Source organism: Prosthecobacter sp. Pr1 (genome assembly GCF_057652315.1).
This window is the reverse complement of record NZ_JBYFBS010000002.1, coordinates 343,027-360,928: the sequence shown is the minus strand read 5'-3', so window position 1 is coordinate 360,928 and position 17,902 is coordinate 343,027. Positions and strand designations below refer to the sequence as shown.

Genomic DNA, 17,902 nt, shown 5'->3' with positions numbered 1-17,902 from the left:
AAGCAGGCTGTGCAGCGCTCCTCTTATTTAGTGTTTTCCGCAGCAGGAACCGCCCACGCCGAGTTTCTTAAGAATCGTTTCAGCAGGGCAGAAGCCGGTGAAGGCGGACTGCAGCAGATTCGCGCCAACGAAGGCGGTGAGCCAGAGCCAGTTCGGATTCACAAAGTGGCTGAGGGCCAGGCTGACGAGGATCATGGTGCCGGCGAGGGCGCGGATGGCGTTTTCGAGTTTCATGGTGAGAGTGTGTGTGGTTGAGTTTTGGGTGGGGGCAAATTTAGCGGGTGACGGCGTCATGCTTTTTGTCGTGCTCGCTCCACCCATGTGCGGCAAAGGCAGAAACGACCTTGGCATGATTCTGAGCAATTTTGACGGCGTTTGCTGTGCGTCCTTTGACTGTCATGCGCACGCCCTTGGCCGTAGGCGTGAATTCGTGGTCCATATCCGTATAGTGGTCGCAGTATTCGGCAAAGGCCGGATCCCAGCGGCGCACGCTCAGCCCATCCGCAAGCCGCGTCTGCATCTGCCCGACATGCTTTTTCAAAGCGGCGGCCACCTTCGGATCATCGCTTTCCGTGACGGCGGTGTAGCCGTCGGCGGTGAACTTCACCTCGCGGTGGATGCTGGCGTGATTGTCAAAAAGGGTGTGGATCTGCTCGCGTGCCTCAGGCGGCATCCCGCGCCCACCGCCCTGCTGGGCGCAGGAGGGCAGCACCGCGAGCGTGCTGAACAGAGTGCAGATGAACAGGACCCCGAAGGTTGAATTTGTTTTCATGATGTTTCTTTGTTTGACTATATGATTCTATACGCATATAAACACTCAGCGCAAACAATTTTTCCGCCATGTCCGCCCGCAGCCAGAAAAAACACCACACCGTCTCCGATGAGGCGCTCGGCATGGTCGCCTCATGGTTCAGCACGCTCTCCGAGCCCAGCCGCCTGAAAATCCTGCGCACGCTGGAGAAGGGCGAGAAAAGCATCTCTGAAATCGTCGAGGCCAGCGGCCTCTCCCAGGCAAACGTCTCCCGCCACGCCCAGACTCTCGTCGATGCCGGCATCGTGGGACGTCGCCGCGAGGGGTTGACAGTGATTTGCTTCATCGCCGACCCCGGCATCACCAAGCTGTGTGACAACGTCTGCAACAACCTCCTGAAGCGCCTCACCCATCAGGTGAAGGGGCTCGGCGGTTCGTGATTGATGAGACAGTCACGCATTTCATTTCGATAAATCCCCCCCCTCTGCATGCAACAACACACGACTCCCTCCTCCACACTGACGCGCCGAAAAATGTGCGGCGCGACTCTCGCGGCACTGGCATCCGCTTCTTTTTCACGCGCCGGGACGCCATCCGCCGAAAAGAAAATCACCCTCGCGTTTTTCGCCGACATCCACGGCCAGCTGGAAGAACACCCGGAAATGTACTGGGCTGGAGGCAAGGATGAAATCGTCACCGCCGGAGGAGTGGCGCGTATCGCGAAACTCATGCGCGAGATCCGCGCCGCCAATCCCGAGGGCACCATCACGCTTGACCTTGGCGACACCATCCAGGGCTCCGGACATGTCGCGATGAGCGAGGGCGTCACCATGGTGGATCCCATCAATGCGCTGAAACTCGACTACTGGCTGCCTGGAAACTGGGAGGTGATCTTTGGCAAAAAGGTGCTGCTGAACATCAGCAAGAAGCTCACGGCTCCGGCGGTCGTCGCCAACATGCGTGATGAGGACACGCAGCAGCGCCTGTTCAAGCCTTACGTCATTCACAACGCTGCCGGACTGAAAGTCGCCCTCATCGGTTTCACCGATCCGGATGTCCCGATGCGTCAGCCCCCGTCCTTCAGCAAAGGCATTCGCTATGAAGAGACAGACATACTTCAGCCGCTGGTGGACGAGGCAAGAAAAGAGGGTCAGGCCGATCTCGTGGTACTGATGACCCACATTGGCCTGCCCAAAGCCATTGCTTTGGCGGAAACCCTGAAAGGTGTCGATGTCATTCTTTCCGCCGACACCCATGAACGCACGGAAGAGGCGGTGATCCGAGGCAGCACCTGGGTGGTGGAAGCAGGGGCCTTCGGCTCTCATCTGGGAAAGCTGGAAATCTTCGTTCAGGATGGCAGGATCACACGGCGGGACTGGAATCTCATCGAACTCCGCGCCAGCCACTATGAGGAGGATGCCGCTGTGAAGGAACTGGCGGAAAAATCCCTCGCGCCTTATCGCGACAATCTGAACCGCGTCATTGGCAGCACCCGGTCACCGCTGTTCCGCTACGCGCCGGTGGAGACGCCTGCGGACGCCGTGCTTGCCGATGCGCTGCGCGCGGCAGGCGGCACCGAGATCGCGCTCTCCAACGGCTTCCGTTTCGCCTACCCCATTCCCGTGGGGAACATCACTGAAAACGACCTGTGGAACTACTATCCGATCAACTCACGGCTGAAGACCGGCAGGGTCAGCGGCGCGCAGCTGCAGCAGTTCTTCGAGCGTGAGCTTGAGAATGTCTTCTCCAAGAATACGAAGCGCCTTTTCGGCGGCTGGGTGCCACGAACATCCGGACTCACTTTCAGCTTCCATGCCGGCAGGCCTGAAGGCCGGCGTATCAGCGACATGCGGATCAACGGCCAGCCGGTGCAGGCGGACCGGCTCTACACCCTCACCTCCTGTGAACGCGAAGGCGATGTGGAAAGCACCGTCTGCCGCATGCGCGATGTGATGGATGTCCAGGTGCTCGATGTGGACGCACACCAGGCGGTGCGCCGCTATTTGAAGGAGCACTCCCCCGTCATCATGGGCCAGCCCGGCCGGATCGTTTCGCTGGACATCTCTCCGGCCGTCCGCAGCCAGTTTATCAACTGACCATGCACCTTTTCACCACACTTCAAAGCACGCCAAAGGCCAAGGTTTTGGTGGACGGAACCACTCTCATGCTGTTCCAGTTACGCAACTATATGCGTAAACATTCATATAGATTCAACGTGTAAACATTCCATCCCCCATGGCCTCACGCACCAAAAAATCCCTGCCACCGGTCTCCGAGGAGGCCCTCACTTTGATCGCCTCCTGGTTCCGCACGCTCTCCGAACCCAGCCGCTTGAAAATTCTGCGCGCGTTGGAAGAGGGCGAAAAGAACATCACCGAACTCGTCACCGCCACCGGCCTGACGCAGGCGAATGTCTCGCGCCATGTGCAGTCACTGGTGGACGCGGGGATGGTCGGCCGCCGCCGTGAAGGCCTGACCGCGATCTGCTTCATCGCCGATCCGAGCATCACCGAACTGTGCGACAACGTCTGCAACAACCTCCTCAAACGTCTCTCTCAACAGGTGAAAAAACTCGGCGGTGCCTGAGCAGCCTGTTTCATCCCCCCATGCCCCTTCGAAATATGATCTGGACCTTTGTTATTCTCATCGCCGTCATCGTCGGCTGGTACTGGTATGAAGGAGACTGGGACCGCCGTCTCTTCAAAGCGGCCCCCGGCTCCGTGTGTGCCAACCTCAATGCCGGCCAGGCCAATGCGTGGCTGCGCGACCACCCCGAGACGCAGGTGCTGGACGTGCGCTCCTCCGGCGAATTTGAAGGCGGCGCGCTGCCCCGCGCGGTGAACATCTCCATCGGCGACGCAGCCTTCGAAACCAAGGTGGCCGCGCTTAACAAGGACAAGCCCGTGCTGGTGTATTGCGCCGGCGGCTTTCGCAGCCGCAAGGCCGTGATCGTCCTGAAACAGCTCGGCTTTCGCAACATCCAGCACATCCACCGCGGCTACATGTCGTGGCAACCCGAATCCCAACCATGAAACACCTGCTCTACACCCTCCTCGCCCTTACCGTCTCCACCTCTGCCGCCGAACCGGAAGTCATTCCGATCCAGGTGCGCGAGAACCTGCGCATCGTTTATCAGGTCACCGATGACGTGGCCCACGACGGCGTAAACAAGGGCCTCTTCTACGCCCGCAAACTCATCAACACCTATGAGAAACACGGCATCGCCGCAGACCAGGTGCACCTGCATCTCGTCTATCACGGCACCGGCATCGCCGCCGTGGTGAATGATGCAGCCCGCAAACGCCTCGGCGTGGATGCGGCCAACCCGAACGGCGAGTTCCTTGCGGAACTCATCAAGCGCGGCGTGCAGGTGGAGCTGTGTGAAAACACGATGCAGCAGAAAGGCGTGAAGCCCACCGAACTGATGCCCGGCGTCAAACTCGTCGTGGGCGCCTTCCCGCGTCTGATCGATCTGCAGCTGCAAGGCTTCGCCTACATCAAGTTTGAATAACCTTTCTTCTCTCCGCCAACCATGAAAACTCACCGCTGGAATCCCTACCTCGTTGGCGCGCTGATCGGCGTGCTGAGCATCCTCACCTTTACGCTGGCTGACAAGCCCATTGGCATCTCCACCGGCATCGCGCAGGCTTCTGGCGCGTGTGCACTGCCAGTGCTGGGCGCGGATGGCGTGGCGGCCAACACATACTGGGCCAAAAAAGCGGTGCCTGCCTGGGACTACGGCAGCCTGTTTGTGCTCGGCTCCTTTTTCGGCGCTCTGGCCAGTGCGCTGGTGAGCGGCAGCTTCAAGCTGGAGAGCGTGCCGACCATCTGGCGCGAGCGTTTTGGCCCGTCCGTTGGCAAACGATTCCTCGCCGCTTTCCTCGGCGGCGTGGTCCTCATCTTCGGCGCACGGCTGGCGGATGGCTGCACCAGCGGCCACGGCATCAGTGGTTCGCTGCAGCTCGCCGTGAGCAGCTGGACCTTCTTCATCGCCATGTTCATCAGCGGCATCGTCACCGCCTTCCTCCTCTTCCGCAGCACCTCCAAATCCTGATCTCATGCAAACATTCCTCGCCTTCATCACCGGCTCCAGTCTGCTCTGGGCCGGACTGCTCTTTGGTTTCATCTTTGGCGTGCTGCTGCATCGCGGCGGTGTCACGGACTTCAATGTCATCGTTAAGCAGTTTCTGTTTCGTGACTTCACCGTGCTCAAGGTCATGTTCACCGCCATCGTCGTGGGTGGCGTGGGCCTGTTCATCCTGCACGGGCAGGAGCTGTCCAACTGGCACATCAAGCCCGCCCATATGCTCGCGGTCATCCTTGGCGCGCTGCTCTTTGGCATCGGCATGGTGATCTACGGCTACTGCCCCGGCACGGGCATCGCCGCCATCGCCACCGGCAAGCTGGATGCGCTCGTGGGCTTCCTGGGAATGCTCGTCGGCGCAGCAGCTTATGCGCTGTGCTACGACTGGATCGCCGCGAACATCCTGCCGGTGGCGGATCTGGGCAAAAAGCGCCTGCCTGAACTCACCACGCTGCCGGAATGGGTGTGGTATGCGGGACTGGTGGTGCTGGCGGCCGTTGTCTTTGCGCTCGTCGCACGTTTTGAAAGAACCCAATCCAAATCCTCATGAAGCCCCAACGTCTGGTCATCATCGGAGGTGTCGCCGGTGGTGCCAGTGCCGCCGCACGTGCACGCCGCCTGTCCGAAACCTGTGAAATCACCGTGCTGGAGCGCGGCCCCCACGTCTCCTTTGCCAACTGCGGCCTGCCTTACTTCGTCGGCGGTGAGATCCCGAATGAGGAGGATCTGCTGGTGCAAACTCCAAAGAGCCTGCACGCGCGATTCAACCTCGACGTGCGTGTGCACAGCGAGGTCGTGTCGATTGATCGCGAGGCCAAAGTGGTGAACGTCCGCGAGCTGACGAATGGCCGCGAATACGCCCTTCCCTACGACGCACTTGTCATTTCCACGGGTGCCGCACCGCTGACCCCGCCGATTCCCGGCATCCAGCGCGAGGGCCATTTCGTGGTGCGCAATGTGCCTGACGTGGTGCGGATCAAATCATGGATGAGCGAGACCGAGGACACCCGGGCCGTGGTGGTCGGCGGCGGTTACATCGGTCTGGAAATGGCGGAGCAGCTCGTCCGGCATGGCGGGGTTTCCGTTTCACTTGTCGAAGCATTGCCGCAGGTCATGGCTCCGCTCGATCCTGAAATGGCCGCGTGGCTGCACCTGGAACTCAAGCAGCATGGCGTCGAACTTTGCACCGGCAGCGCCGTGGCCGCATTTGAAGCACCGACCGATGCCGAACCTGCGCGCGCCTCCATCGTGGTCCTCAAAGATGGCCGCCGTCTGCCTGCGGATGTCGTCGTTCTCGGCATGGGCGTGAAACCTGAAAGCGCCCTGGCCAAAGCCGCCGGTCTGGAGATCGGCGGTCGCGGTGGCATCCGCGTCAATGAGCGCATGCAGACCAGCGATCCGGCGATCTATGCCGTCGGCGATGTCGTGGAAGTGCGCGATGTCATCACCGGCGAATGGAGCCTGATCCCGCTGGCTGGTCCGGCGAACCGCCAGGGCCGTATCGCTGCGGACAACATCATGGGCCGCAGTTCCGCCTACCACGGCACGCAGGGCACAGCCGTGCTGAGGCTCTTTGGACTCACCGCAGGCTGCACCGGCGCGAATGAAAAGACGCTGCGTGCCGCTGGCAGAAACTACCAGGCGCTGCATCTGCACCCGATGTCTCATGCAGGCTATTATCCCGGCGCGGAACCCATCGCGATGAAGGTGCTCTTTGATGCAGGCACGGGCAAGCTGCTCGGCGCTCAGGCTGTGGGCCGCGATGGCGTGGACAAGCGCCTCGACGTCCTGGCCACCGCGCTCAAAGCCGGCATGACCATGGATGATCTCGCCGAACTGGAGCTCGCCTATGCGCCGCCGTTTGGCTCCGCCAAAGATCCCGTGAATCTCGCCGGCATGGCCGCGCAAAACGTGCTCGCCGGAGATGTGGCGCTCGCGCAGTGGCATGAGATTGCCACGCTTGATCCTGACAAGTCCCTCGTGCTGGACGTGCGCAGGGCCGACGAGCGCGCCAAGGGCTGCATCCCCGGTTCCGTGCACATCCCGCTGGATGAGCTGCGCGGACGCCTGGGCGAACTGCCGAAGGACAAGGAGATCATTGCCTCCTGCCAGAGCGGTCAGCGCAGCTACTTCGCATGCCGCCTTCTCGTGCAGCATGGCTTCAAAGTGCGCAACCTCGCCGGCTCATGGCGCACCTTCAGCACCGCAACCCGCTGATACGAACTGTATGAAAAACACCTTCCTTCGTCGTCTCCTGCCCTGGTTTGCAGTCATCGCCGTGGTCGGAGCGGCGTTCTACAAGTTCAAGCTGGCTCCGACGCCAGTCGAGCTGCCCAGGCTGAGTCAAGACAGCATCACGCATGAGGTGATGGGCACCGGCACGCTGGAAGCGCGCGTGAAGACGACGGTGAGCTCACGCATTCAAGAGCGTCTGGCGGAGGTGCTGGTGGATCAGGGAGATGCGGTGAAAGCCGGGCAGCTGCTCGCCCGGCTCGATGACGCGGAGATCAAGCAGCAAGTGGCCATCGCGGAAGCGACTTTGGCAGCGGCGCGGCAGACAGCGGCGCGAGTGAGCGCGGATCTGGCACGCTCGGAGGCGGTGCTGGCGCAGGCCCGGCTCGATCACAAGCGCATGACCGGACTGCGAACCTCCAACGCAGTTTCCCAGACGGACGAGGACAAGGCTTCGGAAGCGCTGCATGTGGCGGAGGCTGATCTGAATCGCTCGAACGCGACCATCGCCGAGGCGCAGGCCCAGGTGCTGGTGGCGGAGAAGACGCTGCTGTATCGCAAGGAGCAGATGGCCTTCACGGAAATTCGCGCACCTTACGACGGGCTCATCATCCGGCGCAGTCGCGAGCCGGGCGACATGCTCGTGCCGGGGGGCTCACTGATGGAACTTATCTCGCTGGAAGAAATCTGGGTGAGTGCGTGGGTCGATGAAACGGCCATTTCGAAAATCGCGCCCGGCCAGAAGGCGCGCATCGTTTTCCGTTCCGAAAGCGGCAAGGACTACCCCGGCGTGGTCTCCCGCATCGGCCGCGAGACAGACCGCGAGACGCGCGAGTTTCTCGTCGATGTACGCGTCAATGAACTGCCAAAGAAATGGACCATCGGCCAGCGCGCGGAGGTGTTCATTCAAATGCCATGAACCTCGCCGTCCGCGACATCCGGCACAACTCGGGCCGCTTTGTGTTTACCACGCTGGGCATCGGCCTGCTGCTGATGATTGTGATGGGCATGGGCGGCATCTATCGTGGTCTCATCCATGAAGCAACGCTGCTGGTGGACCGTGTGGGCGCGGATCTGTGGGTCGTGCAGGGCGGCACGCGCGGGCCGTTTGCGGAGATCTCGCGGATTTCTGCCAGCCTGGAGGATCGCGTGCGCGCGGTGCCGGGCGTGGCCCAAGCACGGCGCTTCGTGTCGCACACGATTCAACGCATGCATCAGGGCAGGCCGCTGCGCATGGTGGTTCAGGGCCTTTCGTGGCCGGAGGATCGCGGCGCGTGGATTCCGCTGGTGGCAGGGCGTGCGCTGCGGCAGGCGCATTATGAAATGATCGCCGATCAGTCACTGCACCTGCCTTTGGGTGAAAAAGTCAGGCTCGGCAAGGATGTCTATGAAGTCGTTGGCCACACGCGCGGCATGGTCGGCACCAGTGGCGACGGACTGACTTTTTTCACTGTGAGCGATGCGCTGGCGATTCAATCTGACGTGCCGGGAGAAGCCGTGCGGCTGGAACGCGCCGCACGACGTGCACGATTGGAGAGCATCGAGATCGGCCGCCTGCAGCCACTGCTGCTGGATCGCGCCGCCGGACCTTCCGGCAGCATTCCCGCGCTGTCGAAGCCGCAGGTCAGCGCCGTGCTTGTGACCTTGCAGCCTGGCGCGGATGCCGCAGCCGTTCGTGCCACGCTCGCGAACTGGCCGGACATCTCGGTTTTCTCCACTCAGGAGCAAAAGGACCTGCTGCTCTCCGGCATGGTGGACAAGGCGAAGCGTCAGCTCGGCCTTTTCCGAGTTCTTCTGATCATCATTTCGACCATCATCATCGCACTGATCATCTACACGCTCACGCTCGATAAAATTCGCGACATCGCCCTGCTGAAGCTCATTGGCGCCCGCAATGGAGTCATCGGCGGCCTCATTCTGCAGCAGTCGCTTCTCATGGGCGCTTTTGGTTATGCGCTGGCGTGGGTCATCGGGCAGTTCACGTTTCCGCACTTTCCGCGTCTCGTCGTCGTGGAGCCGTCAGACCTCATTTCACTCGGCTTCATCGTCCTCGTCATCTCCACACTCGCCAGCCTGCTCGGCATTTGGAAAGCCCTGCGCGTGGAGCCCAACACCGTCCTCTCCGCATGAGCGCTCCCGCCGTCGAAGTCCAGCATCTGCGCAAAGTGTATGGCAGCGGCCACACCGAAGTCGTCGCCATCCGCGATGCCTCGCTGACCATCGCACGCGGAGAGATCGTCGGCATGCTCGGCCCCAGCGGCTCCGGCAAGTCCACCATCCTCACCGCCATGGCGCTGATCAATCCTCCCACTTCAGGACAGGTGATGATCGGTGGCGCGGCCGTGCTCGATGGTCCGAAGGCGCTCGTCGATCTGCGCGCCTTTCGCCGCCAGCATCTTGGGTTCGTGTTTCAAAAGGCCAACCTCATCCCCTTTCTCACCGCATTGGAAAACGTGCAGGTCGCCCTCGAAGTCAACGACACCGCCCCGAAGGCCGCTCGCGCACGCGCGATGGAACTGCTCGACTACCTCGGTGTCGGCGAGCGAGCCGGCAACCTGCCCGTCGCCCTCTCCGGTGGCGAGCAGCAACGTGTTGCCGTGGCCCGTGCGCTGGCCAACAACCCCAGCCTCATCCTCGCCGACGAACCCACTGCCGCGCTCGACAGCCAGCGCGGACGCCAGGTGATGGAACTCTTTGCCAAAGTCGCCCACGAGCGCAACGCAGGCGTCCTTGTCGTGACTCACGATCACCGCACGCTCGATGTCTTTGACCGCATCGTGGATGTGGAAGATGGCATGATCCATGAGCGATCTCTTTGACTCCACCCCTCCAATCTTCATGAAACGCATCCTCCCGCTCCTTTGCCTTCTCGTCACGACCTCCTTCGCGCAAGACGCGAGCGTGAAGCCCGGCATCAACGACAAGTTCCTCGATCCCAAGCTCAAGGTCGGTGAGTGGACACAGAAGTTTGAAACCGAGAGCCGCGAGATCTACCACCAGCGGGCGAAGATCGCCGCCGCCGTCGGTTTGAAGCCCGGCATGGCCATGGCGGACATCGGCGCGGGCACGGGGCTCTTCACGCTGCCGTTTTCACAGGCGGTCGGGGAAAGTGGCAAAGTGTATGCGGTCGATATCGCGAAGAACTTCCTCGAACACATCCAGGCAAGAGCCACGAAGGCCCATGCGGCGAATGTGCAGACGATTCAGTGCACCGGGCGCAGCGTCGAACTCCCGGAGGCCAGCGTCGAGCTCGCGTTCATCTGCGATGTGTATCACCATTTCGAGTTCCCGCAGGCCAGCCTCGCCACGCTGCACAAAGCACTGAAGCCCGGAGGCGTGCTGGTGCTGATCGACTTCAAACGCATCCCCGGTGAAAGCAGCGATTTCGTGATGGGCCACGTCCGCGCCGGACAGGAAGTTTTCGAAGCCGAGATCACCGCCGCCGGCTTTGAAAAAATCGACGAGGTGAAGGACGTGCTGAAGGAAAACTACTTCGTGAAGTTTCGGCGGAAGTGATGGAGTGAGGATTGCACAAGACGCGGCAAGGGGCGCTTCATCCCACTAAGTGGCTCTTGTGCCGGTCTCACTTCATTGGGGTTGTCATCAGCGGAGCAGCAAGCAGGGAGAACAAGATGGTGAATCCCGTTAGAATCATGCCCAGAATGGCAGTTGTCCCCTCATTGAATTTCGGTATGACGCCTTCCAATTCTGGAGAGATCACCTTGAGAGCAATGGCGATGAGCACTTCGATGACCAACGCCCACAGCAGCGTACCGATCAACTCGCAACGGTACGCCTGAAAAACTCTGTCTCGATAGTGCCATTTCATACGCTCATGTTCTCACGACAGCTTTGGATTTCAACTCTGCCGCATCCACGCCAGCAGACGCTCCGCCGGTTGAAAGCCGGTGGTTTGTGAGACCAGCCTGCCGTCTTTGATCAGCGCAAAGGCGGGAATGCCCTGAACGCGGAACTGGCCGGCGATGTCCTGCCGCTCGTCGGTGTTCACTTTGACAAGGATGGCGGTGCCTGCGGCCTTGGCGGCGGCTTTGGCAAACTCCGGAGCCATCATCTGGCAGGGGCCGCACCAAGGGGCCCAGAAATCAACGACGACGGGCAGCGAGCTTTGCGTGATGAGGGCGGCGAAGTCGGCCGCACTCGTGATCTCGACAGGTGCGGCCACATGGGGCAGTTCCGCCTTGCAGGTGCCGCAGCGGCCCTGCTGTGCGGCTTTGGCGTAGGCGATGCGGTTGGAGGTGCCGCAGGCGGGACAGGTCAGGATGATGCCGCGCTCATCGGCGGTCAGGTGAGAGTTCATGAATGACAAAAATGAGTTGGGATTAATTATTGTATATACGCATACACGCATATAGATGTACTGCAACTCAACCTTCCAATTCTCCATGAGCAAGCACCTTCTTATCCTCGGCGGCGGCACTGCGGGCACGATCATGGCCAACAACCTGCGCAGGCGGCTGCCTGCCTCCGAATGGAGCATGACGGTGGTGGACCGCTCGGACAGGCATCTCTACCAGCCGGGGCTGCTCTTTCTGCCCTTCGGCAAGTATGAGGAGAGCGAGATCATCCGCAAAACCCGCGACTTCATTCCGGAAGGGGTCGAGTTCATGCAGGCGGAGGTGGATCAAATCATCCCCGAAGACCATGCCGTGACGATCAAGGACGGGCGTACGCTGAAATACGATCTGCTGATCGTCGCCACCGGCTGCCGCACGGCACCGGAGGAGACGGCAGGCATGCTGGGACCGAAGTGGCGGGTGAACGTGCATGATTTCTACACGCTGGATGGCTCACGCGCGCTGCGCGAGAAGCTCAAAACCTTCACCGGCGGGCGTGTGGTGGTGCACATCAATGAGATGCCGATCAAGTGCCCCGTGGCCCCGCTGGAGTTCACCTTCCTGGCAGACACATTTTTCCGCGAGCAGGGCATCCGTGACAAAGTCACCCTGACCTACGTCACGCCGCTGTCCGGTGCGTTCACCAAACCGAAAGCGTCAAAAAAGCTGGGGCATCTGCTCGGAGACAAAGGCATCGAACTCGTGACCGATTTCGTGGCGGAGAAGGTGGATCAAGAAAACAACAAGCTGGTATGCTTTGACGGTCGCGAGGTGCCCTATGACCTGCTCGTCACCACACCGACGAACATGGGAGACGAAGCCGTGCGCCGCTCCGCTCTGGGGGATGACCTGGATTTCATCGCCACGCAAAAGCACACGCTGCAGTCCGTCGAGTACAAGGACGTCTTCATCATCGGCGATGCGACAAACCTGCCCGCGTCCAAGGCGGGCTCCGTGGCCCATTTTGAAAGCGAGACTCTGGCGGACAACATTCTGCTGCACATCGCCGGCAAGCCGCTCAAGGAGGAGTTCGACGGACACTCCAACTGCTTCATTGAATCCGGCAACGGCAAGGCGCTGCTGATTGATTTCAATTACGAATACGAGCCGCATGAAGGACCGTTTCCCTTCGCCTTCGGCCCCATGCGACTGCTGGAAGAAAGCCGCGTGAACCACTGGGGCAAGCTGGCCTTCCGCCACATCTACTGGAACGTCCTGCTCCGCGGCTGGCCGCTGCCGGGGATCAGCAGGCAGAAAAAGAAGCCAGCCGAAGCGTAATGATCAACCACACCAACCATCATGAAAAAGACCATCGCAGGAACTGAAATCGACGTGAACGAGGAGGGCTACCTCACCGACGCCTCCCAGTGGAATGAAGCCATAGCCGCCGCCATCGCCACAGAGGAAGGCATCGGCGCACTGACGGACGCCCACATGAAGGTGGTGCGCTACCTGCGCGAGCAGCAGGCGAAAGGCGCGGCCCTGACCATCCGCAGCATGGGCAAAAGCGGCGTGGTGACGACGAAGGAGCTCTACGATCTCTTCCCCGGCGGCCCGCTGAAGAAGTCCTCCAAGATTGCCGGCATTCCCAAGCCCGTCGGCTGCATTTAATCCCCCATCTCTTCCGAACATGAGCACCCCAGACGACAAACAACCCGTGAAGAAGATGTCCATCATCGTGAGCCGCGGCTCGTTGGATGGCATCTATCCCGCGCTGATCATGGCCAACGGCGCCCGCATGGAGGGCATCGAGGCTTCGCTGTTCTTCACCTTCTTCGGCCTGAATGCCCTGGCCAACAAGACCTTGGACCATCTGAAGGTCTCCACCGTGGGCAATGCCGCGCTGAACATGGCCATGCCCATGCTCGGCCTGCCCATCACGATGCCCTTCCCCACGGTGATGGGTGCCATCCCCGGCGTATCCGCCTTTGCCACGCATCTCATGAACAAAGAGATGGAGAAGCTCGACATCCCGCCCGTGCGGGAATTCTTGGAACTCATCTCCGACTCCGGCGGCAAGATCTTCGCCTGCAAACTGGCCATGGACATGTTCAAGCTGAAGAAGGAAGACCTGATGGACCGCGTGGATGGCGTGCTGACCGTGGGTCAGTTTTATGAGGAGTCCGCCGGTGCGGGGACGCACATCCTTTTCACCTGATCACCACTGCAGGGTGGACACGTCCACGCGCGTCTCGTTGCGGCTTTCCTTGACGATGTGACCATCGGAGAGGTGCAGCACGCGGTCGGCCATGGCGGCCATGGCGGCATTATGTGTGATGACGACGGTCAGTGTGCCGAGCTCCCGATTGATGCGTTCGATGGCTTCCAGCACGGTGATGCCGGTGGTCACATCGAGAGCGCCGGTGGGTTCGTCACACAGCAGCACCTCGGGTTTTTTGGCAATGGCACGGGCGATGGCCACGCGCTGCTGCTCGCCACCGCTGAGCTGAGATGGAAAATGATCCAAGCGGTGGCTCAGGCCCACGCGGTCCAGCGCATCCTCCGGCTTCATCGGGTCCGGGGCGATGTCCGTGATGAGGGCCACGTTTTCGCGGGCGGTGAGGCTGGGGATGAGGTTGTAGAACTGAAACACGAAGCCCACGCAGTTGCGGCGGAATTGTGTCAATGTGCGCTCCCCGCCGCCGGAGAGATCCCAGCCTTTGTAGCGCAGGGAGCCGGAGGTGGGGATGTCCAGCCCGCCGAGAATGTTCAGCAGGGTGGACTTGCCGCTGCCGGACGCGCCCAGCAGCACCACCAGTTCACCGGGGTGGAAATCAAGATCGACCCCCTGGAGCGCCACCACATTGAGATCTCCGGTGTGGTACACTTTGCGCAGCCCACGGGCCGCAAAGATAGGTTGAGCGCCCTCAGCATACGACTGGCCGGGGTTCTTGGTGCTGGGCTGCTGGGGAAGTGGCATTCCCCTACCTTGCATGGCGAAAGGGATTGTGCCAACACGATGATCGGTGGTTGCGTCCGGCTCTCATCGCGCAAGATTGGACGATGCCCATTTTGGCCAGCGACGACACTCCCGACATTCATACGTCAAGAGTCCAACTCCCCACACGTGAACGCAGCTGCGGGCGCACTCTGGTCATTGGTGACATCCACGGCTGCTCGACCGCGTTTGACCTCATGCTGCAGGAGCTGGCCCCGCAGAAAGACGACGTGATCGTCACCCTGGGCGACTACGTGGACCGCGGCCCGGACACCCGCGGCGTGCTGGACCGTCTGCTGGAACTGGAAAAAAGCGTCCAGCTCGTCCCGCTGCTCGGCAATCATGAGATTCTCATGCTCGATGCCCGCAGCCAGCTGATTGATCCCGGTTCATGGTATGGCGTTGGCGGCAGGCAGACCATGCAGTCCTACGGCGTCATGGACCTCCCGGACTGGAACGCCATCCCGCAGGAGCACTGGGACTTCCTGAGCCAGCGCCTGCGCCGCTGGCATATGAACGACACGCATATCTTTGCCCATGCGAATGTGAACGCCATGCTGCCCATGGAGGATCAAAGCGACGACTGGCTGTTCTGGCGGCGCTTTGATGATTCCCACCCGCATTTCTCGGGCAAGACGCAGGTGTGCGGCCATACCGCCCAGAAGAGCGGACTGCCCCTCATTCTGCCGGGCCGCATCTGCCTCGACACCTGGGCCTATGGGGAGGGCTGGCTCACTTCGCTGGATACCGGCACGCAAACCCTGCTGCAGACCAATCAGCGTGGCGAGGCACGTCGTTACAGCTTCGACGAGGTGCGCATGCTCACCGAAAAAGCGTGACCTCCCCCGCCATGACTCGCGCGCGCTGGATCCTCTCTGCTGCCACACTCTTCGCGCTCTGGCTTGTCGGTGCGCTGGTGTGCCTGCCGCACCTGCAGCGGGATCTGGAAACGGCCGCGCGGGAGGAGCTCTCGCAGCAGCCCGCCTTGCGCAAACGCCTTGGCGGACTGCACCTGGAGTTCGACGGCCAAAAGGCGCGCCTCACCGGCAGCGTGCGCACCCCGGAGGACCGCAGCCTGATCGAAACCACCGTGCGCGATCAGGTGCGCCTGCCCGCACCGCTTTCCTTCGGCCTCGGGCGTTCCCTCAATCCGGTCGGTGGTCTGCAGAGCGAGGTCGAGGTCATTCCCAGCCCTCCCGGCTGGATTTTGCTGGCTGCCGACGGAGCGCATGCGCGCCTGCTGGGCACCACCGCCAACGCCTTTGAAGCACGCGACCTCGCGCGCAGCGTGCAGGAGGCCTGGAGCCTCCGGGGCGGCGTGAGCGAAGGCATGCCCGGCACCGACGCCGAGAACCACGACGAAGCCGCCAGCGTCTCCACCACCCTGCGCACGGTTCCGGCCCCGCAGTCCAGCGCGCAGGCTTATCTGGCCCGCATAGGCCAGTCATGGAAGGAGCTGAACTTGGGCAAATCTGACGCCGAACTGCTCACTGAAGCGCGTGCGCTGGGAGTCAGCGAGGACGAATGGCAGCAGCAGGTGCGCCCTGCATTGAAAGAGCTGCGCGCCACCCAGCAGCAGCAGCACCTCGACCAGGCGCAAAGCGAGCGCCTGGCCAGACTGCCGCCGGGTTACCTCTTCATCGCGGTGCGTGATCAGCAGATCATCCTCCGGGGCGAAGTCGGGAGCACCGCCATGAAGGAGGAGATTCTCGAAGACGCCCTGTCCACCTTCGCCCCGCGCCGCCTGCATGATGAAATCCGCGTCAGTGAGGAGCGCCGCCCCAGCGGTGATTTTGGCCCCATCACCACCGCCCTGCTGCCGCAGGAGGGCAAGGCGGGTGGCAAATCCTGTTTTCTCAGCTTCAGCGGCGAAGCCTGGAAGCCCGTGGACTGGCAGGTCGCCCCCCGCGAGCAGTCGTGGAAGAATGATCTGCCGCGCGGGCTTGATGCCCGGCTGCTGCAAAATGACAGCGCATCGCTCAGCAGCTGGCTCCAAGGAGACGACTCCCATTCACCGGCTCCCGCCCAGCCCAGAGACCCGTCATTCATCGCCCTCACCCTGATCGGCACGAAGGCCTTCGTCTCAGGGCGGGTCGCCGAAGAGGCGGTGCGCGCCCAGCTCATCGCCGCCGTGCGCATGGCCTACGGTGCGCAGTACATCGTCTTCAGTGACGGGGTGCATGTGAGCGGCGACTGCGAGCCCTCCGGCAGCATTCTTCACACCCTCAAAAGCCTGCCACCACCACCCGCCGCCAGCAGCGCCGGGATGTTTGCCCTCGCCAAACCGGGCAGCACGTGGACGCTCATTCCCGTGACACGCGAACTCGTCGAAGCGGGCGGTCTGGCCCAGTCCGACCGCATTCCCGCCGGTATTCCCGCCGCTGTTGTTGAAGATCTCGCTGCCGAGGCGATCGAGCAGCTTCGCATGCACCTGACGCCCCCTGCCCCCCACTGATGTCCTCCCTCCTCTGGCTGCTGCTCTACCTCGCACCGCTGCTCGGCATCACCGCCGCTCTGTTTGCGTGGTTCGGCTGGCAGTGGCGCGGCAGTGACATGCAGAAGCGCATCGATGAGCTGGCCGCGCAGATCGAAACGGCGCAAGCAGCCCTGCGCCAGGCTGAAACCGACCGCGCCACCGCCCTGGCCGCTAGTGCAGCCCCTTCCCCTCAGGACCCGGTGCTTGCAGCTGAACTCCAGACTCTGCGCAGCGATTTGAAAGCCGCCCAAAGCGAAGCGCGTCTGCGCCAGGATCAGGCCGCCAAGGCCAACGAAGCCGCACAGGCGCTCGAAACGGAAATGGCCCGGCTTCTGGCAGATCTAGAGCACCTGCGCGCAGCACACACCGCCGCCCAAGCGGAACTCGAAGACCTGCGCCGCCCTGCTCCTGCTCCTGCTCCTGCTCCTGCTCCTGCTCCTGCTCCTGCTCCTGCTTCTGCTCCTGCTTCTGCTTCTGCTCCCGCTCCCGCTGTAGGCGAGACGGCAGAAGCCCCCGCCAAACCCAAGCGCAAACGCAGCACCCCGGCGAAGCCCAAGGCCGCCACCTCCACGCTGCGCGAAAAAGTCACCGCGCTCGAAAACCAGCTCAGCACGCATCAGGCGGGTCTCGCCACGCTGACGCAGGAGCGCGACGACTGGCAGCGCCGCATCACCCAACTCGAAGGGCAGACACCGGCCGATCCCGCCGGCCTGGGGCTCGCCCGCCGCAGTTTGGCCGACAGTGAGAAGCGTCTGGCCACCGCGACGGCAGAGATCGAAAGGCTGCGCATTCAAACGCAGGTGCTTCGCCGTGTGGAGGAGGGGGAATCAGCCCTCTTGACCGTGCCGGATGACGATCTCACGCAGATCAAGGGCATCAAAAAGGTCATCAGCGAGCAGCTTCGCGCCCACGGCATCCGCACCTGGCGGCAGATCGCGCAGTGGAATGAGGACGAGCAGCGCGCCTTCAGCGAACTCCTGGCCTTTAAAAACCGCGCCACCCGTGAGCAATGGCAGCAGCAGGCCCGTGCGCTGCATGAGGCCGCCCACGGCCCGCTGTCCTGATT

General features: G+C 61.9%; 23 protein-coding genes. 18 read left to right on the top strand and 5 right to left on the bottom strand.

Going from position 1 to position 17,902, the window contains the following annotated elements:
* Positions 1–27: 27 nt before the first annotated feature.
* On the bottom strand, positions 28–234 hold the full coding sequence (locus AC24GY_RS04390; RefSeq protein WP_422322976.1) for a YgaP family membrane protein: 207 nt from the start codon (positions 232–234) through the stop codon (positions 28–30).
* A 40-nt stretch (positions 235–274) separates the two neighbouring features.
* Positions 275–772, bottom strand: coding sequence for a hypothetical protein (locus AC24GY_RS04385; protein ID WP_487680622.1), 498 nt, complete (start codon positions 770–772; stop codon positions 275–277).
* Positions 773–840: 68 nt separating this feature from the next.
* Here AC24GY_RS04385 and AC24GY_RS04380 point away from each other — a divergent pair, with 68 nt between their 5' ends.
* The 12 genes from AC24GY_RS04380 (at position 841) to AC24GY_RS04325 (ending at position 10,583) form a co-directional block, all read left to right on the top strand.
* The gene (locus AC24GY_RS04380) at positions 841–1,191 is read left to right on the top strand and encodes an ArsR/SmtB family transcription factor (RefSeq protein WP_487680620.1); all 351 of its coding nucleotides are present in this window, start codon (positions 841–843) and stop codon (positions 1,189–1,191) included.
* Between the two features lie 48 nt (positions 1,192–1,239).
* Positions 1,240–2,847 (top strand): bifunctional metallophosphatase/5'-nucleotidase, encoded by a 1,608-nt coding sequence (locus tag AC24GY_RS04375; RefSeq protein ID WP_487680618.1) that lies wholly within the window; start codon positions 1,240–1,242, stop codon positions 2,845–2,847.
* 139 nt (positions 2,848–2,986) lie between these two features.
* Entirely contained in the window at positions 2,987–3,337 is a 351-nt protein-coding gene (locus AC24GY_RS04370) for an ArsR/SmtB family transcription factor (RefSeq protein ID WP_422322984.1), read from the top strand.
* A 20-nt stretch (positions 3,338–3,357) separates the two neighbouring features.
* Positions 3,358–3,783: a rhodanese-like domain-containing protein gene (locus AC24GY_RS04365; RefSeq protein WP_422322986.1), complete on the top strand. Its 426-nt coding sequence runs from the start codon at positions 3,358–3,360 to the stop codon at positions 3,781–3,783.
* Positions 3,780–4,262, top strand: coding sequence for a DsrE family protein (locus tag AC24GY_RS04360; protein ID WP_422322988.1), 483 nt, complete (start codon positions 3,780–3,782; stop codon positions 4,260–4,262). Before AC24GY_RS04365 ends, AC24GY_RS04360 begins: the two co-directional genes overlap by 4 nt.
* 21 nt (positions 4,263–4,283) lie before the next feature.
* Positions 4,284–4,805, top strand: a complete 522-nt coding sequence (locus AC24GY_RS04355; protein WP_487680615.1) for a YeeE/YedE thiosulfate transporter family protein — start codon at positions 4,284–4,286, stop codon at positions 4,803–4,805.
* A gap of 4 nt (positions 4,806–4,809) precedes the next feature.
* Complete coding sequence (locus tag AC24GY_RS04350; protein ID WP_487680613.1) at positions 4,810–5,385, top strand: DUF6691 family protein; 576 nt, start codon at positions 4,810–4,812, stop codon at positions 5,383–5,385.
* Positions 5,382–7,052 (top strand): FAD-dependent oxidoreductase, encoded by a 1,671-nt coding sequence (locus AC24GY_RS04345; protein WP_487680611.1) that lies wholly within the window; start codon positions 5,382–5,384, stop codon positions 7,050–7,052. Before AC24GY_RS04350 ends, AC24GY_RS04345 begins: the two co-directional genes overlap by 4 nt.
* Positions 7,053–7,062: 10 nt before the next feature.
* A complete protein-coding gene (locus AC24GY_RS04340) occupies positions 7,063–7,986 on the top strand; it encodes an efflux RND transporter periplasmic adaptor subunit (protein WP_487680609.1) in 924 nt (307 codons plus the stop codon).
* Positions 7,983–9,197 carry an ABC transporter permease gene (locus tag AC24GY_RS04335; protein ID WP_487680607.1) on the top strand — a complete coding sequence of 405 codons (1,215 nt, stop codon included), beginning with the start codon at positions 7,983–7,985 and terminating at the stop codon, positions 9,195–9,197. Before AC24GY_RS04340 ends, AC24GY_RS04335 begins: the two co-directional genes overlap by 4 nt.
* The gene (locus tag AC24GY_RS04330) at positions 9,194–9,886 is read left to right on the top strand and encodes an ABC transporter ATP-binding protein (RefSeq protein ID WP_487680605.1); all 693 of its coding nucleotides are present in this window, start codon (positions 9,194–9,196) and stop codon (positions 9,884–9,886) included. The genes AC24GY_RS04335 and AC24GY_RS04330 overlap by 4 nt, the downstream gene beginning before the upstream one ends.
* 19 nt (positions 9,887–9,905) lie before the next feature.
* The gene (locus AC24GY_RS04325; RefSeq protein ID WP_422323002.1) at positions 9,906–10,583 is read left to right on the top strand and encodes a class I SAM-dependent methyltransferase; all 678 of its coding nucleotides are present in this window, start codon (positions 9,906–9,908) and stop codon (positions 10,581–10,583) included.
* 67 nt (positions 10,584–10,650) lie between these two features.
* Here the strand turns inward: AC24GY_RS04325 and AC24GY_RS04320 are convergent, their stop codons facing one another.
* Together AC24GY_RS04320 and trxA are read right to left on the bottom strand one after the other, a co-directional pair.
* The gene (locus tag AC24GY_RS04320) at positions 10,651–10,896 is read right to left on the bottom strand and encodes a hypothetical protein (RefSeq protein ID WP_487680603.1); all 246 of its coding nucleotides are present in this window, start codon (positions 10,894–10,896) and stop codon (positions 10,651–10,653) included.
* A 30-nt stretch (positions 10,897–10,926) separates the two neighbouring features.
* Positions 10,927–11,385 carry a thioredoxin gene (gene trxA, locus AC24GY_RS04315; protein ID WP_487680601.1) on the bottom strand — a complete coding sequence of 153 codons (459 nt, stop codon included), beginning with the start codon at positions 11,383–11,385 and terminating at the stop codon, positions 10,927–10,929.
* An 85-nt stretch (positions 11,386–11,470) separates the two neighbouring features.
* On the opposite strand from trxA, the gene sqr reads away from it, so the two are divergent.
* From sqr to AC24GY_RS04300, 3 genes are read left to right on the top strand one after another with little or no spacing between them, the layout of a single operon-like run.
* Positions 11,471–12,700, top strand: a complete 1,230-nt coding sequence (sqr, locus tag AC24GY_RS04310) for a type III sulfide quinone reductase, selenoprotein subtype (RefSeq protein ID WP_487680599.1) — start codon at positions 11,471–11,473, stop codon at positions 12,698–12,700.
* A gap of 21 nt (positions 12,701–12,721) precedes the next feature.
* The gene (locus tag AC24GY_RS04305) at positions 12,722–13,033 is read left to right on the top strand and encodes a TusE/DsrC/DsvC family sulfur relay protein (RefSeq protein WP_487680597.1); all 312 of its coding nucleotides are present in this window, start codon (positions 12,722–12,724) and stop codon (positions 13,031–13,033) included.
* A gap of 19 nt (positions 13,034–13,052) precedes the next feature.
* Positions 13,053–13,580, top strand: a complete 528-nt coding sequence (locus AC24GY_RS04300) for a DsrE/DsrF/DrsH-like family protein (RefSeq protein ID WP_487680595.1) — start codon at positions 13,053–13,055, stop codon at positions 13,578–13,580.
* Here the strand turns inward: AC24GY_RS04300 and AC24GY_RS04295 are convergent, their stop codons facing one another.
* Positions 13,581–14,342, bottom strand: coding sequence for an ABC transporter ATP-binding protein (locus AC24GY_RS04295; RefSeq protein WP_487680593.1), 762 nt, complete (start codon positions 14,340–14,342; stop codon positions 13,581–13,583). It lies immediately after the preceding gene.
* A gap of 83 nt (positions 14,343–14,425) precedes the next feature.
* On the opposite strand from AC24GY_RS04295, the gene AC24GY_RS04290 reads away from it, so the two are divergent.
* From AC24GY_RS04290 to AC24GY_RS04280, 3 genes are read left to right on the top strand one after another with little or no spacing between them, the layout of a single operon-like run.
* On the top strand, positions 14,426–15,199 hold the full coding sequence (locus AC24GY_RS04290) for a metallophosphoesterase (RefSeq protein ID WP_422323014.1): 774 nt from the start codon (positions 14,426–14,428) through the stop codon (positions 15,197–15,199).
* Positions 15,200–15,210: 11 nt separating this feature from the next.
* The gene (locus AC24GY_RS04285; protein WP_487680590.1) at positions 15,211–16,815 is read left to right on the top strand and encodes a hypothetical protein; all 1,605 of its coding nucleotides are present in this window, start codon (positions 15,211–15,213) and stop codon (positions 16,813–16,815) included.
* The gene (locus tag AC24GY_RS04280; protein WP_487680588.1) at positions 16,815–17,900 is read left to right on the top strand and encodes a hypothetical protein; all 1,086 of its coding nucleotides are present in this window, start codon (positions 16,815–16,817) and stop codon (positions 17,898–17,900) included. Before AC24GY_RS04285 ends, AC24GY_RS04280 begins: the two co-directional genes overlap by 1 nt.
* Positions 17,901–17,902 lie beyond the last annotated feature (2 nt).